The following is a 26,194-nucleotide window of genomic DNA, read 5'->3' as shown; positions in this document are numbered from 1 at the left end:
AAAATGAATCCAAAACATCCTTCAGAATCCTTAACTATACTAACTGATTTAGTTTTACCGAGCGAAACAAATCCATTAAACAATCTTTTTGGCGGTGAATTATTGGCCAGAATGGATCGTGCAGCAAGTATTGCAGCTCGCAGACATTCGCGCAGAATTGTAGTTACGGCATCTGTAAACCATGTTGCTTTTAACAGAGCCATTTCTTTAGGAAGTGTTGTCACTGTTGAAGCAAAAGTATCGCGTTCTTTCAAAAGTTCAATGGAAGTTTATATTGATGTATGGGTAGAAGACCGTGAATCGGGAAGCAGAACAAAAGCCAATGAAGCTATTTACACATTTGTAGCTGTTGATGATACCGGAAGACCGGTTGAAGTTCCTCCAATAATGCCTGAAACCGAATTAGAAATTCAGCGTTTTGATGCAGCTTTGCGCCGCAAACAGTTGAGTTTAGTACTTGCCGGAAAAATGAAACCTGCAGATGCCACAGAATTAAAGGCTTTGTTTCTATAGTGAAAATTGTGACAATTTGAGACAATCTGAGGCAACCAAACTTCAAAAAAAAGAAGTATTTTTACAAAATTACAATCCTCATAAAAATCTAAATCAGTAAGTTACTTTTCTGTTTAGTTTTGAAGAGAAAAAACATAACCAATAGAAGAAAGAAAAGATGAGTGCAGAGAAAGATGCCAAATTAAAAGCGTTACAGCTTACGCTGGATAAACTTGATAAAACTTACGGAAAAGGAACCGTAATGAAAATGGGCGACAAAGCCATTGTAGAAGTAGAAACTATTTCTTCTGGCTCTCTGGGTGTTGATTTAGCTCTTGGAGTAAACGGTTACCCAAAAGGAAGAATTATTGAAATATATGGTCCGGAATCTTCTGGTAAGACCACACTTACATTACACGCAATTGCAGAAGCTCAAAAAGCCGGAGGAATTGCTGCTTTTATAGATGCAGAGCATGCATTTGACAGAAATTATGCAGAAAAATTAGGTGTAGATATCGAAAACCTGATTATTTCTCAACCAGATAATGGTGAGCAGGCATTAGAAATTGCCGAAAATTTAATTCGTTCGGGAGCAATTGATATTGTTGTAATTGACTCTGTTGCAGCCTTAACACCAAAAAGTGAGATCGAAGGTGAAATGGGAGATTCTAAAATGGGTCTGCATGCACGTTTAATGTCTCAGGCATTAAGAAAACTAACGGGAACAATCAGTAAAACAAATTGTACTGTTTTCTTCATCAACCAGTTGAGAGAAAAAATTGGTGTAATGTTCGGAAATCCTGAAACCACTACCGGAGGTAACGCATTAAAATTCTATGCTTCTGTACGTTTAGATATCCGTCGTTCTTCTCAGATTAAAGATGGTGAGAATGTAATTGGAAACAGAACGAAAGTAAAAGTCGTTAAAAACAAAGTGGCTCCACCGTTTAAAACAGCAGAATTTGACATCATGTATGGAGAAGGAGTTTCTAAAACTGGAGAAATTTTAGACTTAGCTGTTGAATTTGAAATCGTTAAAAAAGCAGGATCATGGTTTAGTTATGGTGATACCAAATTAGGCCAGGGCCGTGATGCCGTAAAAGCTTTAATTAAGGACAATCCTGAATTGGCCGATGAATTAGAGATTAAGATCAAAGCTCATATAAAAGAATTAGCTAACGCTTAAAACATTTAAAGTCTGCAATTTGCAGACTTTTTTTTGCGATTATAATTTATTTTAAATCCCTTAATTTCAATCAACATAATTTACCCTTTTGTAAACTTTAGCAAAAAATAACGCAACCTTTTATAAAAATTCTTATCTCTTAAATAAGAAACTAAAAATGTGGGCATGCGCCATAATACCCTCATTAACACTGTTTCAGTAAATTTGGTTGGTTAAATTCAAATAAAGATCCGTTAGTTTTTACTGGCGGGTTTTTATTATTTTTAAAAAATTCATCTTTCTGACGCAACCTTTTTTGTTTTTAGTTATCTAATAATTATCTCGTTATTGCAAAGCTGTCTAAAGTTCAATTATTAACCGTAAATGTTTTTAATTATGAAAGAGAAAATTGTGCTGCTGTTCCTTAAGAACCGTAAAATAACCAGAAAAAGAATTAAAAAAGTATTGCGGTTTATTTCAGAAAAAATAATTCAACGATAAATTTTTGAATATTAAAAGGGGTTTTAAATTCAAAAGAAAACCCGGCATGATTCATACTCTGTGCCGGGTTTATTATTTAAGCTATTTCTTTTTGATCTTTTTTCTTAAATTGAAGTAATCCTTTATAAATCAATTGTCTGACCTGATCTCTTAACTCTTTTCTGTTTTCACTTGTCAGTCCTTTGGTATCAATAAAACTGAATATTTTTCCCCGCATTGTTCCAGGGCTTCCACTCAAAAAAGTATACGAAAACCGTTCTTTATTGTCTGCATAAACAATTGGAACAATTGGAATCTGATGCTCTATGGCTAATCGAAAAGCACCGTCTTTGAATTCATCAAGTAAAATTGATTCATCATCCGGAACTCCTCCTTCGGGAAAAATACAAATACTCAATCCTTGATTCAGACGGCTTTGTGCGCGTTTAAAAACCTCATTTTTACTTTTTGATGAGCTTCTGTCTACCAAAATACAGGTTCTTTTATAGAAAAAACCAAACAACGGAATTTTTACAAGCTCTTTTTTGCCAACAAAAACAAACGGGTTTTTAATAATGGCAAGCGTGAGCATAATATCTGTCATCGAAGTATGATTGGCAACAATCATGTAACTTTTATGTTTTTCGAGCTTTTGTTCACGTTCAATTTTATAATAAAATCCCATTCCGAAAAGAATGAATTTAGCCCATATACGGGCCATTTTAAAAAAATACGGATAACCACTTTCGGTTATAATAGAAGCCAGCAAAAATGGCAGCATAATCAATATCGGAATGGCCATTAAGATGTAAAACCAGATACGCCACAAGATCCAAAAAACAATTTTTATTCCTTTCATGGTTTCAAATGTAAGAAAACCGAAGGGAATATATATTTTTAGTGCATCAGAATTTTTAGATTATTGGATTAAACTTAAAATAAAACACAAAATCTGACCGGAATATTAGAAAACTTTCTAATTTTTGCAAAAAGAAAACAAACCTTGCAGGCTTTGCAAAAAACTTTGCGAACTTTGCGGTAAGAAACAGAAATAATGGCAAAAATACTTACTGGTGTTCAGAGCACAGGAACGCCGCACTTAGGCAACCTGCTGGGAGCAATTATCCCGGCAATCGAACTATCAAATAATCCGGCAAACGAATCTTTTTTGTTTATCGCTGATTTACATTCGATTACGCAGATCAAAGATGGTAAAACATTAAGAGAAAATACATACAGCACAGCTGCCGCATGGCTTGCCTGTGGTTTAAATCCTGATAAAGTTACTTTTTACAGACAATCTGATGTTGTACAAACTGCGGAATTAACCTGGTATTTAAGCTGTTTTTTTCCGTTTCAGCGTTTGACATTAGCACATTCTTTCAAAGATAAATCAGATCGGCTTGATGATGTTAATGCAGGCCTTTTCACTTATCCGATGCTAATGGCAGCAGACATTTTGCTTTATGATGCAGAGTTTGTTCCGGTTGGAAAAGATCAATTGCAGCATCTGGAAATTACCCGTGATGTTGCTTCGCGTTTTAACCACCAAATGGGAGAAACATTTGTTATTCCTGAAGCCAAAATTCAGGAAGACAGCATGTTGATTCCTGGAACAAATGGCGGAAAAATGAGTAAATCGGCAAATAATATTATCAATATTTTTCTTGATGACAAAACACTTCGCAAGCAGGTGATGAGTATCGAGACTGATAGCACACCACTTGAAGAGCCAAAGAATCCGGATACTTGCAACGCGTTTGCAATTTATTCTCTTTTGGCTACAGAAACTCAGATTGCCGAAATGAGAGCAAACTATTTGGGCGGAAACTATGGTTACGGCCATGCCAAACAAGCTCTTTTTGAATTAATTACAGAAAAATTCAAAACAGAAAGAGAGAAGTATAATTACTACATTAATAACCTTGAAGAAGTTGATGCTTTGCTAAAAAAAGGAGCTGAAAAAGCAGCAATTGTAGCAAACCCAGTTTTACAAAAAGTTAGAGCTGTTCTTGGATTTGGTAAATAGAAATCTTTTTACCATTTATCATAAAGGTCTACTATTATAACATAAAAGCCTGAGAGACAAAATCTTTCAGGCTTTTTGTTTATTAAAGAAATATTATCAAACTACATTCTGCCGCATCTTGCCATTAGCAATATTAATCTAAGTACAATTATTCCAATTACTACATATGTCCAGGGAGACATTCCTCCTGAACTGCTGTTAGATACACTTTCTGTTTCAGCATAGACCATATTTCTGTTGACAGTAAGCAAATTTGCAAAACCAGGATCAACAGGCTTATAATTTGCCATTGCAGTCATTACAGGATTTAACAGCTGATTTTTAATTCTAACGTCTACAAGCGGACTGCTAACCTTGTTATTAATAGCCTTTATTTTTTGATCCATTTCTTCTGATCTAAAATGAGAAACAAGGTCATAAAAGCTTTTTTGCTGAATAAAAGAAATTGAAGAAAATGAGTCTCTTAAAGACGAATCTGAACTCATTTTTTCTAGTATTTCATCTAATTTATTGGACAATTTTAGCCCTAAAGTATCGATCAGGCTTTGAGGTAAATACTCTTTTACGATCAGCAAATCGTCTATACTTTCAAATTTATTACTCTCCAGAGACTTATCAAAAAAAGAATCCAGGTCTTTTTCAAGATATTTTTTTATAAATAATTGTATTGCTTCTGCACTTACAGAAACTGAATTATCTGAACTGAATCGGTTTCTTGAATAATTTTTGCCGGAGAAAAAATTATACAAAATTCTATTATTAGAAATAAACAAAAGTTCTCTTGGGTTTTCATTTATTGCTAAGATCAAATTATCTGCAACATCCCTGTTAATACCCGGGTTTTGAGATTGTTCGATGTCAAATTGTTTCTTAACTTTGATAACATCTTCCGGAGTAAATCCTCTTAGGTTTTCGGAGTAAATTCCAGAATATTCAAATAATTCAATAATATTCATTGGTCGTTGTTTTTGGTGAAGCGCAAATGTAAAATTTAAATTATTTAAACCTAATTCATCAACAAAAAAAATGTTAAAACAATTTAAATTTTATTTTGTAAATTCATGATAATAAAATAACTAGAAATTGTTTCAGAAAATAATTTCGTTAAAACTTCAAGATATGAACAAGTTTATTGAAGAGTACGACATTCCACCCTATTTATTTCAGGCTTTAAATATCTTTTTTGCATTGCTTGTATTATTTGTTTTATACAAATTGTATAAGCATTTTAAAGGAAAGCAATAAAAATAAGTAAGATTTTCTGCGTTAAATAGCTTCAAAAAGTTTTCCCGGTAGTGGGCGAATTACGCCCTTTAGCTCCATATTTATAAGAATTCCCGAAATTTTATAAATCGGGAAATTACATTGAAGCGCAATTGTGTCAAGCAATTCCTTGCCGTTTTTAAGGAGATATTCATAGATTATTTGTTCATCCTCTTCTAATTCTACGAATAACTGCTTTTGAATCGTTTTTGATTTGTTTTCAATGTCCCAATTTAGCATATATATTAAATCAGCGGCGTTTGTCAGTACATTGGCTTTTTGCATTTTTATCAAATTATTGCAGCCTTTACTGTACGTATCTGTAACGCGTCCGGGAACAGCAAAAACATCACGGTTATAATCGTTTGCAAAATTTGCTGTTATTAATGATCCTCCTTTATCGGCGGATTCTATTACAATAGTAGCCTCTGTCATTCCTGCTACAATACGATTTCTCCGTACAAATTTTTCTTTATCAGGATTAGATGAACTCCAGAATTCTGTGATAAATCCTCCATTTTCCATCATTCTCGCCACATATTTTTTATGAGTTCTGGGATAAATCTGATTTAGTCCATGCGCCAGAACACCAATTGTCTGCAGATTATTATCCATAGCAAACTGGTGAGCAACAATATCTACTCCATAGGCAAACCCACTTACTATCACAGGATTCAGTGGAGACAAATCTTCAATCAATGATCTGCAAAATTCTGTTCCGTAAGATGTTATTTGCCTCGTACCTACAATACTTATTATTTTTCTGTTTTTTAAATCTATGTTTCCGGATTTAAATAGTAATACAGGCGAATCAAAACAATGCTTAAGTCGATCAGGATAATGTTCATCCTGATAAAAAGAAACTTGTATATCGCCTGACTTTATAAACTCAAGTTCCTTATTTGCTTTTTCAAAAATTGTTTTATCCTTCAAGTTCTTTAACAGAAAAGATCCAACACCATCTATGGCAGCAAGCTGATTTGTTTTTGCTGAAAAAATTGATTCTGCATTTCCGCAATGGGTCAGTAATTTTTTGGCCATAATATCTCCTACTCCATCGACTTTTAATAAGGCTAATAAATAAAATAAATCCTGATCTGACATTGTTTGAAAATATTATGTAAAATAGAAGAAAGTTAGTTTCTGCAAATATCAATAAAATAAAGTAATTTCTTAATAAAATTAATAATTATAAAACGTTTGGTTTAGCTATTCAAATAATAAAAACAATTAACTATTTGGAAATTAATTGTCTATAAAATTATCCAGATTGTTAATAAAAATTGTGAATAAAATTTTGATAACTATATTCATTACATAACTTTGTTACTATGAAAATCGAAACTTATATATCGCAGTTATTGTACCGTTATCAGTGTGTAACGGTTCCGGGATTTGGTGCATTTCTTACCGAAACTCACCCGGCTAAGCTTAATGAAAGCTCGAATTCGTTTTTCCCTCCAAAGAAAACAATTGCTTTCAATAGTCTTTTAAAAAATAATGACGGGTTATTGGCAAATCATATTGCACAGGCAGAAAGCACTTCTTATGGTTTTGCTGTGAGTGCCATTGCATTTGAGATTTTGAATTGGAAAAAAACGTTGGAAGAAACTGGTATTCTGCATTTAAAGAATATTGGTGATATACGCTTAAATGCAGATCAAAACATGGTTTTTACCCCAAATGATCATGCTAATTATCTTTCAGCCTCTTTTGGTTTAAGCCCTTTTGTTTCGCCTTTGGTTAAAAGAGAACTATTTGAGAAAAAACTTGAGGAAATCGATCAAAGAGAAACGGTTAAATTATATGAAACCGAGGATGAAACAAGGCCTTCAAAATCATATTTGAAATATGCTGCCATTTTTGTACTTGGCCTTGGCATTACAGGTAGTATTGGATATCCTATTTATCAGCAACAATTAGCAAATGAAACACTTGTTGTTGAAAGTGCTGTTCAAAAAAAGGTTCAAAACAAGATTCAGGAAGCAACTTTCATGATTCAAAATCCGTTGCCGGCCGTAACTCTTTCTGTAGATTCATCTAAAACTGATTCTGTAGAAATTAAAAAAATGCCTTACCACATTATGGCAGGCGCTTTTAGGAGTGAGCAAAATGCAAGAAAAGCTTATAATCAATTGATAAAAGATGGTTATGAGGCCAGAATGCTGGGTGAAAATAAACACGGTCTTTTCCCTGTTTTATATGGAAGTTATGCCACAATGTCTGAAGCCGAAAAAGCTCAAAAAGAAATTCAAAAAGGAGAAAATCCAGATGCTTGGATCTTAGTGGAAGCACTATAAATTTCTTTTTTAATTACCAAAAAAAGCCTTTTTTCATTTGTTTGAAAAAAGGCTTTTTGTTTTTTTAAATAGTTAGGCTTTATAATAAAAAAGCTGTTAAAAATATTTTGCCGTATTAAAACATTAAAAACCTTCTTATTCCAAGCTTTTTCAATATAAAAAGGTTGAATACATAATTAGCGTAATAATGGCTTAAACGTAATAAAAATACGTTTTATACAAGTGCCCTACAACCTTCCAAAAGATAAACATTCAGTATAAATCGACATAAGATTATTTGTAATACAAATATTACAAAATGGAATACTATTTGCTATTGTTTCTGCAAAACATAAATAATTAGTACAATGAAACGCACGCAAAAATTAGTTTTATTTATTGGCCTGTTAATTTCATCACAGGTCTTTTATTCTCAAAAAATGGCTTTGAATAATGAAAATCAGGATATTGCCATTAGAAAAGAGAAAGCTATAACTGAACATTTGAGATTAGAAAAAGAGCAGACCGAGTTAAAAGATAGCAGCCAAAAATTAGAACAGCAGCAAAAACAACTGAAAGACGCACTGAAGAAAGTTGAAAAAAGAAAAGCTGAAATTGAAAAAGCTGAAAACAATATTGAAAAAACCACAAAAGATATTGCTAATAAACAAGATCAGACTCAGAGGTTGAGAAATGAAATAAGTACACGTGTGTTGCCAGAAGACAAAATTCGAAAAAATGAAATAAATTTGAAAGAGCAGGAAATAGAAATATTAAAACTCCAAAATAAGCTGGCCCAACAACAAAAAGATTTTGATAGCCTATTACAATCTAAGCAATAACCTAAAATCCTATTCAGATGAATAGGATTTTTTTTATTTTGAGATAATTTTTGCCTCTTGCGAAACGATTTTTTTGCCGTTTTGAGAAACCTCTAATGTTGCATCCGGAGAATTACTTTGGCCTAAAACTATGATGTAACATCTGTACAAAAAATTTCCTTTTTTAAAATCATAGTAATGGTTTCCCCCACTTCCATCAGCAAAGAATTTTCCTCTAGTAATAATCAAATCGGGCTTTTCGCTCATCTTCTGGTTTGGAGACCATGATGCGTATCTGTATGAATCATTACCCATATCATCGATTCTAATTTTGAATTTGGAAGTTTCCAAAACACAAACCGGCGTTTTGAATTTAGCTATTGAAGAATGCAGTTTACTTTTATCTGAACTTATTAATTTGGTTTTCAGATTCTTTTCATATTTCGATTGGTAATTGACAGCTGTCAAAAATCCGTCTTCATCTATCCAGATATCACCCTGATTGAGCATAATACCGCGCCAGCCAACTTGCGACCAGTCTTTTGCAGGATTAGAATCAATAATTTTATTTTTTAAGGCAGAGTCAAAAACCTGATCATATCTTTTTACAAATTCTGCTTTTGTCCTGATGGGAGGAATTGGATATTCCCTGTTCAAAGGATATTTAACAATCTTAGCAACAGCTTCTTTTCTGTTGTTTTTTATGCAATCAATAAAGTAAATAACCCCTTTTTGATATTCCTTTTTTAATTCCTGACCAACAGCAAGGTTTACAGAGAACGCAATTAGAACCAGATATATAAATTTAGCTTTTTTCATAAATAATAATTAATAATCCGTGTTTTACGTGGAACAATTCTCTTAAAGATACTGGTTATACTCGTTTAAAGACTATTGATTAAAATATATTTAACACGTTAATTACTTGACCTGATTTTCTAAAATAGAAGTTTGGATTAATTTATACTGGCTTTAAACATTTTTAGTTCGTCCCAGGTAAATTCGTCTCCGTGTTTTTCCTTCAGGCCGTTTAATGATTCTTCCTGATAAAACTCAAATGCTTCACGAAGTGCGAGGATTTTATCATACGGCAACACGTCTGAAATCTCGATTTTTTTAGCTTGAATTAATTTAATCAAATGTGTTTCAACAGTTTGTACGGTTAGTTTTCTAATTCTTGCAATTTCTTCGACAGAATTCTTTTCAATCCACAAATCGTACGTTTCTTCAACTGTGGTTTTTTTAGCCGCTTTCGGTTCGCTTTTATCCAGTTTCCTGGCTGTGTAACGAACTACAGGTTCATCAATGTTGAAAATATCAGTATTCGTCATTTTGTACTCTTCTCTGATCTTTTCAAGTTTATTTGATTTGAAATTTTTTATGGCCGGTGAAGTCAGTTTTTCTTTGCAGATCGTTTCTCCGGCAACGACAATTTCAATAAGTAATTTTGCTTTCATCAATTGCAAAACTGCTTTGGTCTGTAAATCATCCAGAAAAGCCAGTTCTTCATAAAACTCTTTTACCTTTTTAAATTTCTGAATTTCAGCCATTTTTTGCAGCAGATCTGTCACCAGTTTATCCATAGGCTTAAAGAAATAGTCATAGGCTGCTTCTACCCTTTCATTTACAAAAAACAGATCGACAGTTTCTTTATTGAAAATTTTATTTAGCTGATTAATGAATTTTTGCGAAGGATCTATAAGCTGCTCAATGGTGTCTAATCTTTTGTGAGCCCAAATGGCATGTTTTGCTTTTTCTGACGCTGCAGCATTTTCGTTGTAACTAAAGCGATGATTGCGCCATTCCTGAGCCAAATCTGTCCAGTTAAAACTATTAATCAAATAGTTATGAATAAAATTTTTAGTTTCAAAGTGCAATGATTTTTCCAGCGTGTCTTCTGTTGCCTTGTTCAGGGCATAATCCATCACATCCTGGTCATTAGAAATTCCATTCATCTGCATCGGAGAAAGCAAAATAAGCCCGTTTAAAGAACGCAAACGCGATAATGCTACATAGGCTTGTCCGGGAAGAAAAACTTGCGAAACATCCAGCGCAGCTTTGTCAAAAGTTAAACCCTGGCTTTTGTGCACTGTAATTGCCCAGGCAAGTTTGATTGGGTAATGGGCAAAAGTGCCCAAAACTTCCTCTTCTATTTCTTTTGTGAGCTCGTTTACTTTATAGCGTATGTTTTTCCATTCGTATTTTTCTACTTCAATAGTTTTATTCTCCTCTGGAAAATGTACAAAGATTTCTTCTGGCGAAAGTGATTTTATGACACCCATTTTTCCATTGAAATACCGTTTTTCAAAAGACAAATCGTTTTTCACAAACATCACCTGCGCTCCTACTTTTAACTTCAGATTTTCCTCGACCGGATAAATTTTTTCAGGAAAATCACTTACTATAAACGGCAGGTACAAATATTCATTTCCTGCTAAATCATTAATTGATTGTTCATTAATAGAATCTGCCTTGGCATTATGAGTGGTCAGAGTGATATAGCCTTCGTTGTTTTTTAAATCAAAATCAGGTTTTACAAACTGATTCAAAAACGCAACGTCTTGAGGAGAAATCTGGTTGTTGCGCAGGTTGTTTAAAACCGAAATAAAATCATCGTCGGTCTGACGATAGATCTTTGATAATTCGATATATAAAGGCGGGTTCTGCTGTATAACATGCGAATGAAAAAAGAATTTTCCTTTGTAATAATTACGCAAAGTTCGCCATTCTTCATCCCGAATTACAGGTGGTAATTGCAGTAAATCGCCAATAAAAAGCACCTGAACACCGCCAAAAGCATGTGAATTCCTTCGAACAGTCTGCATCATAAAGTCAATCGCATCAAGTAAATCTGCCCGTAGCATACTTACTTCATCAATAATCAGCAATTCCATGTTTTTGATCACATTTCGCTTGACATTATTCATTTTAAAATGCCTGCGTAATGTATCCTTATTTTCAAATTTTACAGTTTCTGTAAACTGAGGATTTGCCTCATATGATGGAATAAATGCCGAAAAAGGCAGCTGAAACATCGAATGTATGGTAACACCGCCCGCATTTAATGCTGCAATACCTGTAGGCGCCACTACGACAGTGTTTTTGTGTGTTGTTGCAATGATTTCTTTCAAAAGTGTGGTCTTTCCTGTTCCGGCTTTACCCGTAAGAAAGATAGACTTTTGTGTCTGATTGATGAATTGTAAAGTGTAAGCTGCTGCTTCTGAAACGTTTTGCATTGCGTAAAATTGAACTTTAAAAGTATCGCATTTTTATAAAATAAAAAACCTAAATCTGTAGTAGATTTAGGTTTTAAAATTTAGTTAGTTTGGTAGTTTATTTTTTAGCCTCTTCTTTTACAGGAGCTTTTTCTTCTGTTTTAGGTTGCGCTTTGTATTTGTCATTCAAAGCTTTGATGATCTCTTTTGTGATATCATATTTCTCTTCAGCATATAATACTGTTGCAGCATCTCCTGTTCCGTAAATATAAGAATAACCGTTTTTCTTACCGTAATCTTTAATAAATTTTTTAACTCCGCTTACAAGAGAATCCATTTCAACTCCACTTTCCTGCTGTAATTGTTGAGATAATTGTTGTTGGGCATAACCCAATTGTTGTTCTCTCTTTTGCAATTCAGCTCCTCTTTGTTGTGCCCAGGCCTGACCGTTTGCCTGTGCCTGACTTTGAAAATTAGCAGCGTCTTGTTTAAAACGAGTAATTTCCGCTTGTAACTGTCTTCCTTTTTCTTCTGCTTGCGCTTTGTATTTTGCTTCCAGATCTTTTGCTTCAGTGTACTCTTTCATTAAAACTGAAGTATCAACGTAAGCTGTTTTTACTTCCTTAACTTCTGCTGTTTTATTACACGAAACAACCAAAACTGAAAGTGCGATAATTACTAATGCTTTTTTCATTTTTAAATTTCTATTTTTTTTTAAATGTATTGAAGACAAAAATATAAAAAAATAAATAGCATCCACATAAAGTTTAAAAAATGAGACAATTTTATGATATTAGTTTTACTTATGATAGAAAAATGAGCCATAAGAAAACACTATTAAAACCGGCTTTAATAGCTCGTTTTAAAACGAATTTCTTAAAAAAAACGATATTTCTCCTCCTAAAGGCTGAAATATTAGCTTAAATAAGCTTAAAATACGTTTTAGCTGTTTTTAAGGACATAAATGTGTGATGAATACTCTTTTGTTGAAGATGCCTTTAAATTTGATTTTAAACCAATAAAAAACGCACGAATAAAATTCATTTTTCCGGTTTTATATTTTTCCGATAAAAGACTCACATAAAAAGAATCAAATTTCATCGGAAGCACTTTTTCTAATTTCATGCCTACATTTTCGAAAAGAGATTTTATGGCTTTTTTGGAGAAATGCCAAAAATGAATTGGCACATCATAAGCAGCCCAAAATTCATTATAATATTTTGCGTCGTAGGATTTAAAATTTGGAACAGCAATAATTAATGTTCCAGTTGGCTTTAATAAACGCTTTAATTCCTGAATCTGTAATTGCAAATTTGGAACATGTTCTAAAACGTGCCACATTGTAATTACATCAAAAGAATGATTTTCTAATTCGCTAATTTGTTCTACAAACGAGATTCCTTTTTTCTTTGCGATTTCTTTTGCTCTATCGCTTGGCTCCACTCCAACAGTTTCCCAGCCGTCATTTTTTGCAGTTAATAAAAAATCTCCTGTTCCGGCACCAATGTCTAAAATTTTTCCTTTTTGAGATTGCTGCTTATTGATCAGATTCAGTTTGTTTTTTAAGGCAATATTTTTTACAACATGATATGCTTTTTCAAATAAGGAACGTTTGTTATCAGTGTGCGAAATATAATCTTCGCTTTCGTAATATTTTCCAAGATTTTCTAAATCGGGTTGCGGAGATGTAATTAACATGTCCAAAGTTTCGTCATGATACAATTCGAAAATTTCTTTAGAGACAGAATGATCTTTTACAGTAAGAAAATGTTTTTTGTTTAAAACGTCCATTTTTTAATTTATAGGTATTTTGGTTTAATTTATGGCAAAACCCTAAAAGCTAAATTTTACTTTTAGGGTTTGATATTTTAGTTTTTATATTTTTATTTTAGCTTCTCCAATTTATTTTTACAGCCGACATTTTTTCATTTTCAATTCTTGTTTCTGTCAAAATTGTAAAACCATTTTTAATATAAAATGGCATCGGAGATTTATAAAATTCGTTGTTTTGTTTTACTTCGTTTTCCTGATCAATTACCCAACCATTCAAACTTGTTTTTTCTTTTTTAATTTCATTGATCAAAAGCGAACCATTTCCTTTTCCCTGAATTTTACTATTCAGAATTATCGCAAACCAATCTTCTCCATCTCTCAAAAAAGTGAATGTCCAACCAATAATTTTATCAGAATCATCAAACAGCAAATAATGTTTTGTATTCGAAATTCCGTTTAGATAAGACTCGAAATCTTCAATAGTTTTCAAATGTAATCTTGCCGGATATTCGTTATTCCAAAGTTCTCTTAAAACTTCTTTTTCTTCTAATGATAAAACTTCTTTTTCAACGATCTTCATAAAACAAAAATTTAGATTTCATCTTTTTTGTCATTCCGAGGAACGAGAATCTTCGCAAGAAACTCCACAATCAAAAACCAATCTTTGTAGATCTTACAACGGAGATTCCTCGTTCCTCGGAATGACAAACTTTATTGAATTCGTTTCACGTGGAACAAATATGATTTTTAGATTTCAAAATTTAGATCAAAACCTAAATACGTTTCACGTGGAACAATTTAATCATTTTATCTTTATTCACATTTTTATCGCTGAACACAACCTGAAACCTGAAACAAAATTTATCTTCCCATATAAATCAACAAAACCGAAATATCACTTGGTGATACTCCGCTGATTCTTGAAGCCTGAGAAATTGTTACGGGACGAATTTTGCTCAACTTTTGTTTTGCTTCAATAGACATTGATTTGATTTTATTATAATCGAAATTCTCCGGAATTTTTACTTCTTCTAAACGAGTTAGTTTATCTGCGTTGTTTCTTTCTTTTTCAATATAACCAGAATATTTGACCTGAATTTCGGCTTGCTCCAAAATTTCCTGATCAACATCATTCGCTTCAATATACTCTTTTACTTTTTCGAATTTCATCATATCCTCCAAATCAATTTGCGGACGAGAGAAAACTTTAAACATTTTATCGCCTTGTGTAATCGGAGCAGTTTCTTTTGCTTCTAAAATTGGATTTGTTTCTGCAACTGATACACTCGTCTCTTTAAAAAACTGAACCATTTTTTCTGACTCATTCAGTTTTTGTTCCATTCTTCGCAAACGCTTTTCAGATGCCAGACCAATTTCATATGACATTGGAGTCAGTCTGAAGTCGGCATTATCTTGTCGCAACAATGTTCTGTATTCTGCTCTTGATGTAAACATTCGATATGGTTCTTCTGTTCCTTTGGTAATCAAGTCATCAATTAAAACCCCTATGTATGCTTCATCACGTTTCAAAATTAATGGCGATTTCTCATGAACTTTTAAATGTGCATTTATTCCCGCCATCAAACCTTGCGATGCTGCTTCTTCATATCCAGTTGTTCCGTTAATCTGTCCTGCAAAATACAAACCTTCGATCAGTTTAGTTTCTAAAGTATGTTTCAATTGTGTCGGAGGAAAATAATCATATTCTATTGCATACCCCGGACGAAGAAATTTCACTTTCTCAAAACCGGCAACAGAACGCAAGGCTTTAAATTGAATGTCTTCTGGAAGTGAAGTTGAAAATCCGTTTACATAAACTTCACAAGTTTTCCATCCTTCTGGCTCAACAAACAATTGATGTCTTTCTTTATCAGCAAAACGGTTTATTTTATCTTCTATCGAAGGACAATATCTTGGACCAATACTTTTTATTCTTCCATTAAACATTGGAGAACGATCAAATCCTGATCTCAAAATATCATGAACATCAAGTGATGTATATGTCATGTGACAAGATCTTTGTTCAGTCAATGGAACAGTCAAATCAGAATAAGAAAATTTATCCGGTTTTGCATCTCCCTTTTCTTCATTCATTTTAGAATAATCCAAAGAACGTCCATCAACTCTTGGCGGTGTTCCTGTTTTCATTCTGCCGGATTCAAAACCCGCTGCAACCAAATCTTCGGTAATTCCGAAAGCGGCACTTTCGCCCGCTCTTCCTCCACCGAATTGTTTATCCCCGATATGAATCAATCCGTTCAAAAAAGTTCCGTTAGTGAGGACAACAGATTTGGACCGAATCTCAACTCCTAGCGAAGTTCTGATTCCTTTTATCTTTCCGTTTTCAATAATCAGTCCTTTTACCATTTCCTGATAGAAATCAAGATTTGGAGTTCCCTCCAACATCATTCTCCACTCTTCTGCAAAACGCATTCTATCACTTTGAACTCTCGGCGACCACATTGCCGGTCCTTTCGATTTATTCAACATCTTAAACTGAATCGCTGTTCTGTCTGAAACAATTCCGGAGTAACCTCCAAGTGCGTCAATTTCGCGAACGATCTGTCCTTTTGCAATTCCACCCATAGCAGGATTACAAGACATTTGTGCAATGTTCTGCAAACTCATTGTTACCAATAAAGTTTTTGATCCTAAATTTGCGGCCGCTGCCGCGGCTTCAGAACCAGCATGGCCAGCACCAACCACAATAACATCGTATTCTTCTAAAAACATTTGTTTTATTATTCTCTGGAAACCGGTTAAGTCAGCCTTCAGAATTAACTTCAATTCTTTTGTTCCACGTGGAACTATTTTATTTATTGTTTTTTTTACTTATAGTTACAGGTTAAAAAGATTAGCGTTCCACGTGGAACATCTAAACTTTCAATCTAAACTTATTGTTTCACGTGGAACAATATAAAAACTTTATATTAAATTTGTTTCACGTGGAACATATAATTACATCCTGTTAGAAAATTGTTTCACGTGGAACGTATCTTTAAATTTAAACAAACCTTTACTGTTCCACGTGAAACATCGCGATTTTTTCGTCTTCTTTTTGACGCATTAATTCTGCATCTTTATCAGTCTTGTCTTTGTATCCACAGTAATGTAAAATACCGTGGGCTAAAACACGTTTCAATTCTTCATCGAAAGAAACATTAAAATCTTTTGCATTATCTTCTACTCTCTCTACGGAAACAAAAATATCACCGCTTAATTCGTTTCCAACAGTGTAATCAAAACTAATTATATCTGTTAATGTATCGTGATCTAAATATTCAACATTGATTTTATGAAGATATTCATCATCACAAAATATATAATTTATCTCCCCTTCGTTTTTCTTTTCAGATACAATTACAGCACTCAGCCAATCAGAAAAGGCTTCCTCGTTATCTAAATTAAAATCTGTTTCGTAATTAAAATTGATCATTTTGTATTAAAATATTCTTGAACCTTTTGGTTAAAATTTGAGCGCAAAGGTAGTGATTGTCTATTTAAAATCTCTACACTGTTTAAATAATCCAATAATGAGCTTGGAAGCGCATTTGTTTTATTTGTAAATTCAGTCTTATTTGTTTCAGATTGACGCTTCGTATCTTGACCCTGCTGCTGAACTGCATTGTTTAGTTTTAATAATTCTTGTTGAATATTTAAGATTCTTTGTAGGTTCTCATTTTTAAATCCTTTGTTTAAAAGTTGTTTTTCTGATTGTTTCATTTGATCAATTACAGATCTTCCCTGAGAATCTAATCCTTTTTTTGCTAACTCTTTTTGCAAAGCTTCACGCAGTTTAACCTGCTCTTTGTAAATCTCCATTATAGCTTCAGCATCTCCTTCTCCATCCTCGCCTTCTTTTTCTTCTTTTTCCCCTTTACCATTCTTACCGTCTTTTCCAGAAGATCCTTTGTTTCCGTTTTTCCCCTGGCCTTCTTTTCCTTGTCCTTCTTTTCCCTGACCAGTTTGTCCTTGTCCTGATTTTCCGTCTTTTCCTTGTCCGGGTTTCTCGCCAGATTTATCTCCCGGTTTATCACCTGGCTTCATTCCATCTTTCATTTTATCAGCCAGACCTTTTTGTTTTTGAATAATATCCGGCAACTGCATTCCTTGTCCTTCTCCTTGTTTTGGTTTTCCTGCTCCTGGTTTAGACATTGACATTTGCATGTTGTTTAATAAATCGCTTAAAAAATCTGCCAACTTATTTGCAGAAGAAACTGCATACTGCTGGTGAGAAACTCCTTTTGGAACCTGAACATCTGTCAAAGACTCAATAGCTTTGTCTACGTTGTATTGTACATTTCCAATTTCTTTGGTTACATCTTCTGCCACTTTTGGGTTACGTAATGATAAAGCAAACAAACTATCATCTACATGTTTAAACTGTTGTTTTAGGTTTTGCTGTACTTTTATATTCTTTGTATATACAGAAGAACCAAGCTTCATAGATTTAAATTGTTTCATTACATCTTCCTGAGATAATGAATATGCCAGAAGATTATCCAGAATCTGACGAAGCATTGCTACATCTTCTTCTAGCTGCTCCTGCTCTCCACCTTCCATACTCGAATCCATTTGCTGAGCCATACTCTTCATTTTCTTTGAGGCACTTTTCTGTTTTGGTTTAGCCGAAGAAGTATTCTTTTTATTCAGTTCTTCTGATGCTTTTTGCAAATCATCTTTAAGATCTTTTTCTTTAGAAGCGTCTGAAGGAATATCTAGCGGAGACTTTAAGGTCTTATTTTCTTCTTTCAGGTCTTTTAAATCTTCCTGTATTTTTTCAAAAGCTTTATTAATTTCTTCCTGTTTGTCTGATGTGTTTTCTTTATCTTTATTAGAAAGCTCTTCTTGCTTCTCTGCCAGTTTATTTAATTTCTCTGCTACCTGTCCTGCTTTCTTTTCTACATAAAATCTTTTGGTCAATTCAACTAATTGTTCTAAATTTCTGGATTGATTTTTACTGATCTGTTTGAACTTTTCCATTTTATCAAACAGTTCTTCGCTGTTTAATTTATCATTCAGGTTCTTTAATTCTTCTAATAATTTCTGATTCTTTTCTAAATCCTTGTCTGCGTTCTCTAAACGCTTTTGCAAATCTTCGGCAGTTTTATCCTTTTTATCTTCTTTGAATTTATCCAAATTCTTGTTCATTTTCTCGGCAAACTGTTTCATCAATTCATCTTGCTGTTTCTGACGTTTGATAAATTCGTTAATCTTTTGCTGATCCTTAAACTCCAGATTATCTTTTTCTTTTCCTGTATTCTGGATCTTGTCCATTTCAGAAAATTGCTTGTTTTGATTCTTTAATGATTTTGCTAAACTATTGATGTTTTGATTTTGCTGTTGCAATTCTAAATCGTGAACTTCATCTGTAGTAGAAACTCTGTCTGAAAAAACAGAAGACTTTGTACTCTTAAAATGATGTGGGGCATCGTTATCAAAAACTTCAAAATAGTACTCATAAGACACTCCTTCTTCTACCGGCAGATTGCTTGGAAAAGAAAAAACAAATTGATCAAATACTGCCTGCTTTACCGGAACAGTTCCACGCTTTGCTGTTTGAGGTTTGTTACGTTCGTAGTAAACGATTTGCAATTTTGACAAACCATAATCATCTCCCAGTCTTCCCAAAACATAATTTTTATCCAGTTTCAAACTATCCGGTGCAGGTGCTACAGTAATTGTTGGGTGCTGATCTTTGATAACAGACAGCTGATAGTCTAGTTTTTCGTAATTTTTAACCTTATTATTAGAAGTAAGAATTTGATAATCTGTATTTTGAGCTATATTTTTACTCAATTTAAACTCATTTTCTGCTTTATTAAACTTTAAAGTTGTGTTTTCATCCTTCCAAACGATTTCCTGAGTGGCCTGTGTATTCATTTTCCAGGTTACCAAAGTACCTTCCGGAACAATCGCATTTCCGGTTCCCTGAATAGTTTCTGATTTCTTTTTTAAATAAGATGGAAAATTCAGAACCATTTCGAAGTTGGCAATTGATGGAACTGTGATCACTTTCAATTCGTATTCTGCAGATGAAACAGAATTTCCTTCAAAAGAAAATGAAATATTCTCAACCGGTTTTTCAATCTTGAATTCGAATTTTCCCGGTTGGGAAGATTCCATAAAATAACTTTCGTTACCAATATGGATCATGACATTTTCGGGAACGATGTTTCCAACAGATTCCATTTTTACAACAAAATCCTTATTTTGTTCTGTTTGCAAATTCTGATTTAAAACCACAAATTTGAAAGGTGCCGGAGGTAAAAATGTAGCATTGAAATGCACTACTCTATTTAAACTTTGAGAAATAATAGTACTGTTGCCCGAAATATAAAATACAGCAAAAAGCAAAACCGGAACAACTGCCAGCGGTAAATACTTTCTGTTTGAATTAAAATTAATGGCATTCCCAAACGGAATTGGCTGCAATGAATTTGCTTTTTGCTCAATCGAAGCCAACATTAATTCTGAACTTTCTGCTGAATTCTCAGTTGCCGAAAGCTGCAGGAAGTTTGTTAGCTTATCACTTACTTCTGTAAAATGATTTCCAATTATAGCCGAAGCCTGATTATAATCGATTCCTTTTTGAAGTTTGAATAACTTAAATATTGGAAACAGAATAAAACGGAACAAAAGAAAAACTTCTACTCCAATAAACAGCCAAAATAAAAGTGTTCTCCCAAGAGGTTTTAACCAAAGGAAATACTCAATAAAAAGCGTAATTAAAAAATACAAAAGTCCAAAACCGATAAAAAGAAGTACTCCTTTTATAAGTTCATTGGTGTAATATTTTTTAATAAAAGCTTCAAGCTTTAGATATATGGCAGACGTTGTTTTCAAAATAAAATCTCTTATGATTATAACCCATAAAAGTAGTAATTATAGTAATTGAAATTCCAAAAAAAAAAATTCCAAATTCCAACCTGAACTTCACCTTGTAGTTTGGAATTTAAAAAATTGGGATTTAACTAAAGTTGTATCTTTGCACCAAAATTTAAACAAATGTCAAAGCAAGTTCGTGTGCGTTTTGCACCAAGTCCGACTGGACCATTACATATTGGCGGAGTTCGTACTGCCCTATTTAATTATTTATTTGCAAAAAAGAATAATGGTATTTTCTATTTGAGAATTGAAGATACAGATCAGACTCGTTTTGTTCCTGGTGCTGAAGCTTATATTATGGAAGCTTTAGAATGGCTGGGAATTGCTCCTGAAGAAACCGTTGGGAAAAATGAAAAATTTGGTCCTTACAGACAAAGTGACCGTAAGCAATTGTACCAGCAATATGCTGATCAATTGATTAATTCAGGTTGGGCGTATTATGCTTTTGATACACCGGAAGCTTTGGATGCACATAGAAAACAACACGAGGCTGAAGGTAAAACGTTTATTTATAATCATCACAATCGTGAAAAGTTAGATACCTCTTTGGTAATTTCTGCAGAAGATGTTGCTAAAAGAATTGCAAATGGAGAACATTATGTAATCCGTTTTAAAACTCCCGTTAATGAAACTTTACACTTAAAAGATATCATCCGTGGCGATGTAAAATTTGAAACGAATCTACTAGACGATAAAGTATTATTTAAAAGTGACGGAATGCCAACCTATCATTTGGCCAATATTGTTGATGACCATTTGATGGAAACGTCACATGTTATTCGTGGAGAAGAATGGTTGCCATCGATGCCATTACACGTTTTATTGTACAGAGCTTTTGGCTGGGATGCACCGGAGTTTGCACATTTGCCTTTGATATTAAAACCAATTGGAAACGGAAAATTATCTAAAAGAGATGGTGATAAATTAGGTTTTCCTGTGTTTCCATTAGAATGGAAAACAGAAGAAGATGTTTTATCTGGCTACAGAGAAAACGGATTTTTCCCGGAAGCGGTTATCAACTTCCTTGCTTTGCTTGGATGGAATGACGGAACGGATAAAGAATTATTTTCTCTAGAAGAATTAGTAGAATCTTTTGATTTGAACCGAGTTCATAAATCGGGAGCAAAATTTGATCCGGAGAAAAACAAATGGTTTAATCACCAATACTTAATCAAACAAAATGATGCTGATTTAGCGAAAAGCTTCACTCCTATTTTAGTTGAAAAAGGCTTCTCGACTCCGCTCGAAGTGACAACAAGAATCGTTTCTTTGATTAAAGAAAGAGCACATTTCGTTTCTGAATTTTGGGATTTGACTGATTTCTTTTTTCAGGCTCCAAAATCTTATGATGAAAAAGCAAGCAAGAACTGGAAGGAAGAAACTCCGGCTTTAATGCAGGAATTGATTTCAACACTTGAATATATTGATGGATTTGATTCAGCAAATATCGAAGCAATCGTAAAAGACTGGTTAACCAAAAATGAAATTGGAATGGGTAAAGTGATGCAGCCTTTCCGTTTAAGTTTAGTTGGAGCTTTGAAAGGTCCTCACCTATTTGACATTGTTGAAATCATCGGAAAAGAAGAAACTATTTCGAGAATTCAGAAAGCAATCGCAACTTTATAAAAACAAAAAAGCTCCCAAATTGGGAGCTTTTTTTTATATAATTTTTAATTCTGCCATTACTTTAAATTCGCCTTCCGTTAATTGGTTTGACATATTTGCTCCCCAATTCATAGCTCCCGGCATATACAACCATAGAATTTCGTTTGTTTCACAATCTACAATAATTTTAAAATATACTATAGTAGACATCGAAACAAATGCTGCATTCGACTTCACAATACCATAAGGAGCAGTATATACAACAGCCGTGTTTTTAGCTTTATTAACCAACGCATCGTTTAATTCAGATTCAGATACAAACTTCAAATCTCCACCATAATTTTTTATCGCAGCTTCTTTTGTTCTGCCCTTCGCCAACATATTATCTTCTACTAATAATGTTTTCCCTTTTAATTTGGATACATTTTCTTTAGCCATTTTTTCAGCATACTTATCAAAATTCAAAACTTTATCATTGGCAATAATCCAATCAACATTAGCTTGCAAAATTGTTAAAGCATATTTATAATCTGCTTCCGATAAAGATTTATCATTATTTAAATTTCGTGATGGCAAATAAATCTTAGAATCTGTTTTAATAATATTACTTTCAATTCTTGTAAATGCTAATGCAGGAACGTTTTGATTTGTTTTAGTTCCCCAATAACCTTTATCATTTAACTGAACTAATCTTAGAACAGCATACGATTTATCCTTAGCTTTTTGCAAAGCCTTGATTTCAGTAACTGTTTTAAATTCCATTTTATCGGTAAATGACCAATACTTTTGCGCATAAATTTTAAAATCTTTATTAAAATCTACTACAAACTTTTTATAGTCTGCAAGATCTTCTGCAAATTTTGGTTTACTTAATTTCTTTAATACATCCTCATCTTCTTCAAGAACTTCAACAAGCAAAGGGCGTGTTTTTAATTGTTTTAGTTCATCAGGATCAGCATAAAAGCTAACATTAATCTGAGCTTTTGAAGCCAGAGAGCTTAATAATAAAAAATAAAATAGAATTCTTTTCATAAAATTTGTTTTTGGGTTAAAATTTAACCAAATGTAGACTAAATTTTAACAATTAAAATCTTCTAAAGAAATTAATAAGTAACCAATCTCATTATATTATTCGTATTTTTAAAAAATTAATAAAATCTAAATTAGTATCACCATGAACACAGCATTAATTATCCTTTTAGTCTTCGGATTTTTTATTTTTATGTCTTCATTTTTTACCGTAAAACAACAATCCTCTGTTGTAATCGAAAGATTTGGTAAATTTTTAAGCGTAAGAAATTCGGGTTTACAACTTAAAATTCCGATCGTTGACAGAATCGCCGGACGTGTAAATCTGAAAATTCAACAATTAGATGTTATCATCGAAACCAAAACCAAAGACAACGTTTTTATCAAAATGAAAGTCTCGGTTCAGTTTAAGGTTATTCAGGAAAAAGTATACGATGCTTTTTACAAACTGGAATATCCACACGACCAAATTACTGCTTATGTTTTTGATGTTGTTCGTGCCGAAGTTCCAAAACTAAAATTGGATGATGTTTTTGAAAGAAAGGATGATATTGCAATTGCTGTAAAAAGAGAATTGAATGAAGCCATGACTACTTATGGTTATGATATTATCAACACCTTGGTTACTGATATTGATCCGGATATCCAGGTAAAAAATGCAATGAACAGAATCAATGCTGCGGACAGAGAAAAAACGGCTGCCGAATTTGAAGCAGAAAGTTCAAGAATCAGAATTGTTGCAAAAGCAAAAGCTGAGGCTGAAAGTAAACGTTTACAAGGTCAGGGTATTGCAGATCAGCGTCGTGAAATTGCAAGAGGTCTGGTAGAAAGTGTTGAAGTCTTGAATAATGTTGGAATCAATTCCCAGGAAGCTTCTGCCCTAATCGTAGTGACACAACATTATGACACTTTACAGGCAATTGGTGCCGATGCTAATTCAAACTTAATCTTGTTACCAAATTCTCCGCAAGCAGGAAGTGATATGCTAAATAATATGGTTGCTTCATTTACAGCATCAAACCAGGTTGGTGAAATGATGAAAAAGAACAATAAAAAAGTAGAAAAAACAAAACCTATTCAACCACAATCTGGTTATGAAGATGACATTCAACCAGATGTACAACAATAATAAAACGAAAAAGAGGCTTAACTGCCTCTTTTTTTATTGATAAACCAACCGATAATATATGGTAAAACCGATTGCAAAATGCTTACATAAGAATTTGAGAAATAATCTTTATAAGAAGAAAAAATTCCATTAACAATGTTTTGAGGTGTTATGGACTCCTTAGTTCTCTGAAAACTTAAAACCAATTTCTGATAATTGATTTCCTTTTCAAGTTTTAAAATTTCAAGATCACGTTCGATCTCAGCATAAGAAGAATATTTTTTTGCTTCCATAAAATCAATCATTAAAAAATATTTCAGAAAATTTCTCCAGAATCGGGCCTTCAATCATTTTATCTTTTATAAAAAAAAGTAAAATGGTAAACACAAAATAGATTCCTCCTACTGCTAAAAACCCAAGCGCATTACTTTCAAACAAAGCACCAAAAGCATACGCTGCGGCAAAAGACCCAAAAATCATAACCATACTAAAACAAACCAAAATCAAAGTAAACTTAAAAATCAAGGTAGTAGATTTCATCGCCACTTTAAAACCCCATAGTTTATAATATGCCAAATGACTTTCTAAATAAACTCTAGCATTATCCTGAACAGCGTCTGTATTTTCCTTTATATCTTCAAAAGCCATATTTGTAATTTAAATTAAAAAGCACAAAACGCCCTTGTAAATAAGATTGTTTTGTGCTTTTGTGTTGTGATTATTTTTGCATTTTAGCGTTTTGCGCTTTTAATTCTGCTAATTTAGATTCTAAAAAAGTAATTACTTCTTCTGTCTTATGACTTACATTGGATAATAAATCATTTAAGGTTCCATCCAGATTTTGAGTGGCATTTGTGAATTTTTCACGAAGAACTTCAGAACTTGCTTCAAATGAATCTTGCAGATTGTGCTTCGCATCGTCAATTCCCTCTTTTAATTTTGCCCTTGTTTTAGATCCTTTGTCTGGTGCAAATAAAATTCCGATTGCTGCTCCGGCAGCTGCAGCAGCCAAAATTGCGGCCGCCGTATTTAAGTTCTTTGACATGATATTAAATTTAAATTGATACTAAAGGTAATCTTTTTTGAACTTATAAAATTCTCATTAATTGTAATTTATAAAAAATTAACAATATAATTAATACACATACGCTACAGCTTCATATCTGCCATTACCTTTTTCTACAATACTAACAAACGGATACCCACTAGATGCAGACTTGGTTTTGATTCTTAAAGCAGTCTGTTTTTGATTTGCAATAGGCGGCTCCCCTTTTGTCCTTGTCGAAACTCCTGTAAAACTAGCAGCCTGTTTTAATCCTATTGTCTTTTCCTGAGGCAAAACAGTAACCATTTTATAATCGTCTTTTGAATCTACAATTACTTTATCAGAAATTTTCTGAGTCTGTTTTGTTTGTTTATTGGTAATGGATGAAACGGCATGCTTACTGATTTTTATTTCTTCTGAACTTCCATTCAAAGAATAATAAACTAAACCATTTTCATTTTTAATGAAGTTAACATCAAGTTGTTCTCCATTGTGTTTTGTAATTTGATGTGTTTGGGAAATTGCAATATTTGCAAATAAAATAGCCAGAGTAAAAAATACATTTTTCATGATAATTAAATTTAAGGATTAAAAATTTCTTTGATCAAAATGAAAATCAAAATTTATAAATCACAAAACCAATTTCATGAAATTTGAAAATTATGTTATACTTTGAAAAAATGCTTTTACTAAAGTATTATCAAAATATAAACACAATTAGAATTGACCATAAAACCAATTTTCGGAATGCAGACTTAGAATAAAATCTAAAACAAAAATTGCATTTTTGCATTTAGAAAAAACTCAGATTTGATTCCTAAAGTGTCATTTTTAAAATTAAAAAATTTCAGATTGACCTTTGGATAAAAATAGCAACTTTATAAACAATTGTATGTTAATAACCCGTTAAACTGACAAAAATGACTTTAAAAATTAAAATAGAGACGTTATTTAAACAATAATTCAAAAAACGAGTTATATGTAGACAGAATTAAAATATTA

At 32.9% G+C, this 26,194-nt stretch carries 23 protein-coding genes; 7 read left to right on the top strand and 16 right to left on the bottom strand.

The features are described 5' to 3' along the window. The first annotated feature begins 3 nt into the window (after positions 1–3). Positions 4–513: an acyl-CoA thioesterase gene (locus JOD96_RS03730; protein WP_209562924.1), complete on the top strand. Its 510-nt coding sequence runs from the start codon at positions 4–6 to the stop codon at positions 511–513. Positions 514–670: 157 nt separating this feature from the next. Further along, complete coding sequence (gene recA, locus JOD96_RS03725; protein WP_209562923.1) at positions 671–1,678, top strand: recombinase RecA; 1,008 nt, start codon at positions 671–673, stop codon at positions 1,676–1,678. A 556-nt stretch (positions 1,679–2,234) separates the two neighbouring features. On the opposite strand, the gene JOD96_RS03720 is transcribed toward recA, so the two are convergent. Further along, positions 2,235–2,996: a lysophospholipid acyltransferase family protein gene (locus tag JOD96_RS03720; protein ID WP_209562922.1), complete on the bottom strand. Its 762-nt coding sequence runs from the start codon at positions 2,994–2,996 to the stop codon at positions 2,235–2,237. A gap of 195 nt (positions 2,997–3,191) precedes the next feature. On the opposite strand from JOD96_RS03720, the gene trpS reads away from it, so the two are divergent. Further along, a complete protein-coding gene (gene trpS, locus JOD96_RS03715) occupies positions 3,192–4,166 on the top strand; it encodes a tryptophan--tRNA ligase (RefSeq protein ID WP_209562921.1) in 975 nt (324 codons plus the stop codon). A gap of 101 nt (positions 4,167–4,267) precedes the next feature. Here the strand turns inward: trpS and JOD96_RS03710 are convergent, their stop codons facing one another. Both JOD96_RS03710 and dprA read right to left on the bottom strand, forming a co-directional pair. Further along, complete coding sequence (locus JOD96_RS03710; protein ID WP_209562920.1) at positions 4,268–5,122, bottom strand: hypothetical protein; 855 nt, start codon at positions 5,120–5,122, stop codon at positions 4,268–4,270. Positions 5,123–5,432: 310 nt separating this feature from the next. After that, the gene (dprA, locus tag JOD96_RS03705) at positions 5,433–6,533 is read right to left on the bottom strand and encodes a DNA-processing protein DprA (RefSeq protein WP_209562919.1); all 1,101 of its coding nucleotides are present in this window, start codon (positions 6,531–6,533) and stop codon (positions 5,433–5,435) included. A 227-nt stretch (positions 6,534–6,760) separates the two neighbouring features. On the opposite strand from dprA, the gene JOD96_RS03700 reads away from it, so the two are divergent. Both JOD96_RS03700 and JOD96_RS03695 read left to right on the top strand, forming a co-directional pair. Then, entirely contained in the window at positions 6,761–7,729 is a 969-nt protein-coding gene (locus JOD96_RS03700; RefSeq protein ID WP_209562918.1) for an SPOR domain-containing protein, read from the top strand. A 347-nt stretch (positions 7,730–8,076) separates the two neighbouring features. Further along, on the top strand, positions 8,077–8,550 hold the full coding sequence (locus JOD96_RS03695; RefSeq protein WP_209562917.1) for a hypothetical protein: 474 nt from the start codon (positions 8,077–8,079) through the stop codon (positions 8,548–8,550). A 33-nt stretch (positions 8,551–8,583) separates the two neighbouring features. Here the strand turns inward: JOD96_RS03695 and JOD96_RS03690 are convergent, their stop codons facing one another. From JOD96_RS03690 to JOD96_RS03655, 8 genes are all read right to left on the bottom strand, one after another. Then, positions 8,584–9,348 (bottom strand): hypothetical protein, encoded by a 765-nt coding sequence (locus tag JOD96_RS03690; RefSeq protein WP_209562916.1) that lies wholly within the window; start codon positions 9,346–9,348, stop codon positions 8,584–8,586. A 137-nt stretch (positions 9,349–9,485) separates the two neighbouring features. Beyond that, positions 9,486–11,765 carry a helix-turn-helix domain-containing protein gene (locus tag JOD96_RS03685; RefSeq protein ID WP_209562915.1) on the bottom strand — a complete coding sequence of 760 codons (2,280 nt, stop codon included), beginning with the start codon at positions 11,763–11,765 and terminating at the stop codon, positions 9,486–9,488. Positions 11,766–11,862: 97 nt separating this feature from the next. Continuing rightward, positions 11,863–12,438, bottom strand: a complete 576-nt coding sequence (locus tag JOD96_RS03680; protein ID WP_209562914.1) for an OmpH family outer membrane protein — start codon at positions 12,436–12,438, stop codon at positions 11,863–11,865. 248 nt (positions 12,439–12,686) lie between these two features. Then, positions 12,687–13,535: a class I SAM-dependent methyltransferase gene (locus JOD96_RS03675; protein WP_209562913.1), complete on the bottom strand. Its 849-nt coding sequence runs from the start codon at positions 13,533–13,535 to the stop codon at positions 12,687–12,689. A 97-nt stretch (positions 13,536–13,632) separates the two neighbouring features. After that, positions 13,633–14,097, bottom strand: a complete 465-nt coding sequence (locus JOD96_RS03670) for a GNAT family N-acetyltransferase (protein WP_209562912.1) — start codon at positions 14,095–14,097, stop codon at positions 13,633–13,635. 281 nt (positions 14,098–14,378) lie between these two features. Continuing rightward, positions 14,379–16,250, bottom strand: coding sequence for a tRNA uridine-5-carboxymethylaminomethyl(34) synthesis enzyme MnmG (gene mnmG, locus JOD96_RS03665; RefSeq protein WP_209562911.1), 1,872 nt, complete (start codon positions 16,248–16,250; stop codon positions 14,379–14,381). A gap of 283 nt (positions 16,251–16,533) precedes the next feature. Next, on the bottom strand, positions 16,534–16,953 hold the full coding sequence (gene ybeY / locus JOD96_RS03660) for an rRNA maturation RNase YbeY (protein WP_209562910.1): 420 nt from the start codon (positions 16,951–16,953) through the stop codon (positions 16,534–16,536). Then, entirely contained in the window at positions 16,950–20,363 is a 3,414-nt protein-coding gene (locus JOD96_RS03655; RefSeq protein WP_209562909.1) for a DUF4175 family protein, read from the bottom strand. The genes ybeY and JOD96_RS03655 overlap by 4 nt, the downstream gene beginning before the upstream one ends. 162 nt (positions 20,364–20,525) lie before the next feature. Here JOD96_RS03655 and gltX point away from each other — a divergent pair, with 162 nt between their 5' ends. Continuing rightward, complete coding sequence (gene gltX, locus JOD96_RS03650) at positions 20,526–22,031, top strand: glutamate--tRNA ligase (RefSeq protein WP_209562908.1); 1,506 nt, start codon at positions 20,526–20,528, stop codon at positions 22,029–22,031. Between the two features lie 33 nt (positions 22,032–22,064). Here the strand turns inward: gltX and JOD96_RS03645 are convergent, their stop codons facing one another. Beyond that, on the bottom strand, positions 22,065–23,042 hold the full coding sequence (locus tag JOD96_RS03645; RefSeq protein WP_209562907.1) for a hypothetical protein: 978 nt from the start codon (positions 23,040–23,042) through the stop codon (positions 22,065–22,067). A gap of 142 nt (positions 23,043–23,184) precedes the next feature. Here JOD96_RS03645 and JOD96_RS03640 point away from each other — a divergent pair, with 142 nt between their 5' ends. Beyond that, complete coding sequence (locus JOD96_RS03640; protein WP_209562906.1) at positions 23,185–24,168, top strand: SPFH domain-containing protein; 984 nt, start codon at positions 23,185–23,187, stop codon at positions 24,166–24,168. Between the two features lie 17 nt (positions 24,169–24,185). Here JOD96_RS03640 and JOD96_RS03635 read toward each other — a convergent pair whose 3' ends face one another. From JOD96_RS03635 to JOD96_RS03620, 4 genes are all read right to left on the bottom strand, one after another. Then, positions 24,186–24,440 carry a DUF6327 family protein gene (locus JOD96_RS03635; RefSeq protein WP_209562905.1) on the bottom strand — a complete coding sequence of 85 codons (255 nt, stop codon included), beginning with the start codon at positions 24,438–24,440 and terminating at the stop codon, positions 24,186–24,188. A gap of 4 nt (positions 24,441–24,444) precedes the next feature. Further along, a complete protein-coding gene (locus JOD96_RS03630; protein WP_209562904.1) occupies positions 24,445–24,795 on the bottom strand; it encodes a competence protein in 351 nt (116 codons plus the stop codon). A 70-nt stretch (positions 24,796–24,865) separates the two neighbouring features. Then, positions 24,866–25,192, bottom strand: coding sequence for a YtxH domain-containing protein (locus tag JOD96_RS03625; protein WP_209562903.1), 327 nt, complete (start codon positions 25,190–25,192; stop codon positions 24,866–24,868). A gap of 90 nt (positions 25,193–25,282) precedes the next feature. Beyond that, positions 25,283–25,762 carry a hypothetical protein gene (locus JOD96_RS03620; RefSeq protein ID WP_209562902.1) on the bottom strand — a complete coding sequence of 160 codons (480 nt, stop codon included), beginning with the start codon at positions 25,760–25,762 and terminating at the stop codon, positions 25,283–25,285. Between the last annotated feature and the right edge of the window lie 432 nt (positions 25,763–26,194).

It is taken from the genome of Flavobacterium sp. 1355 (genome assembly GCF_017833415.1).
GTDB lineage: Bacteria > Bacteroidota > Bacteroidia > Flavobacteriales > Flavobacteriaceae > Flavobacterium.
The sequence above is the reverse complement of the archived record's forward strand: the minus strand, read 5'-3'. Positions and strand labels throughout refer to the sequence as shown.

Excerpts from the sequence above, each read along its gene's own strand:
- gltX (WP_209562908.1), top strand. The coding sequence starts at position 20,526 with ATGTCAAAGCAAGTTCGTGTGCGTTTTGCACCAAGTCCGACTGGACCA.
- JOD96_RS03670 (WP_209562912.1), bottom strand. The coding sequence starts at position 14,097 with ATGAAGATCGTTGAAAAAGAAGTTTTATCATTAGAAGAAAAAGAAGTT.
- JOD96_RS03680 (WP_209562914.1), bottom strand. The coding sequence starts at position 12,438 with ATGAAAAAAGCATTAGTAATTATCGCACTTTCAGTTTTGGTTGTTTCG.
- JOD96_RS03620 (WP_209562902.1), bottom strand. The coding sequence starts at position 25,762 with ATGAAAAATGTATTTTTTACTCTGGCTATTTTATTTGCAAATATTGCA.
- JOD96_RS03635 (WP_209562905.1), bottom strand. The coding sequence starts at position 24,440 with ATGGAAGCAAAAAAATATTCTTCTTATGCTGAGATCGAACGTGATCTT.
- JOD96_RS03720 (WP_209562922.1), bottom strand. The coding sequence starts at position 2,996 with ATGAAAGGAATAAAAATTGTTTTTTGGATCTTGTGGCGTATCTGGTTT.
- JOD96_RS03695 (WP_209562917.1), top strand. The coding sequence starts at position 8,077 with ATGAAACGCACGCAAAAATTAGTTTTATTTATTGGCCTGTTAATTTCA.
- JOD96_RS03630 (WP_209562904.1), bottom strand. The coding sequence starts at position 24,795 with ATGGCTTTTGAAGATATAAAGGAAAATACAGACGCTGTTCAGGATAAT.
- JOD96_RS03690 (WP_209562916.1), bottom strand. The coding sequence starts at position 9,348 with ATGAAAAAAGCTAAATTTATATATCTGGTTCTAATTGCGTTCTCTGTA.
- recA (WP_209562923.1), top strand. The coding sequence starts at position 671 with ATGAGTGCAGAGAAAGATGCCAAATTAAAAGCGTTACAGCTTACGCTG.
- dprA (WP_209562919.1), bottom strand. The coding sequence starts at position 6,533 with ATGTCAGATCAGGATTTATTTTATTTATTAGCCTTATTAAAAGTCGAT.
- mnmG (WP_209562911.1), bottom strand. The coding sequence starts at position 16,250 with ATGTTTTTAGAAGAATACGATGTTATTGTGGTTGGTGCTGGCCATGCT.
- JOD96_RS03645 (WP_209562907.1), bottom strand. The coding sequence starts at position 23,042 with ATGAAAAGAATTCTATTTTATTTTTTATTATTAAGCTCTCTGGCTTCA.
- trpS (WP_209562921.1), top strand. The coding sequence starts at position 3,192 with ATGGCAAAAATACTTACTGGTGTTCAGAGCACAGGAACGCCGCACTTA.
- JOD96_RS03625 (WP_209562903.1), bottom strand. The coding sequence starts at position 25,192 with ATGTCAAAGAACTTAAATACGGCGGCCGCAATTTTGGCTGCTGCAGCT.
- JOD96_RS03640 (WP_209562906.1), top strand. The coding sequence starts at position 23,185 with ATGAACACAGCATTAATTATCCTTTTAGTCTTCGGATTTTTTATTTTT.
- JOD96_RS03685 (WP_209562915.1), bottom strand. The coding sequence starts at position 11,765 with ATGCAAAACGTTTCAGAAGCAGCAGCTTACACTTTACAATTCATCAAT.
- JOD96_RS03730 (WP_209562924.1), top strand. The coding sequence starts at position 4 with ATGAATCCAAAACATCCTTCAGAATCCTTAACTATACTAACTGATTTA.
- JOD96_RS03710 (WP_209562920.1), bottom strand. The coding sequence starts at position 5,122 with ATGAATATTATTGAATTATTTGAATATTCTGGAATTTACTCCGAAAAC.
- ybeY (WP_209562910.1), bottom strand. The coding sequence starts at position 16,953 with ATGATCAATTTTAATTACGAAACAGATTTTAATTTAGATAACGAGGAA.
- JOD96_RS03675 (WP_209562913.1), bottom strand. The coding sequence starts at position 13,535 with ATGGACGTTTTAAACAAAAAACATTTTCTTACTGTAAAAGATCATTCT.
- JOD96_RS03700 (WP_209562918.1), top strand. The coding sequence starts at position 6,761 with ATGAAAATCGAAACTTATATATCGCAGTTATTGTACCGTTATCAGTGT.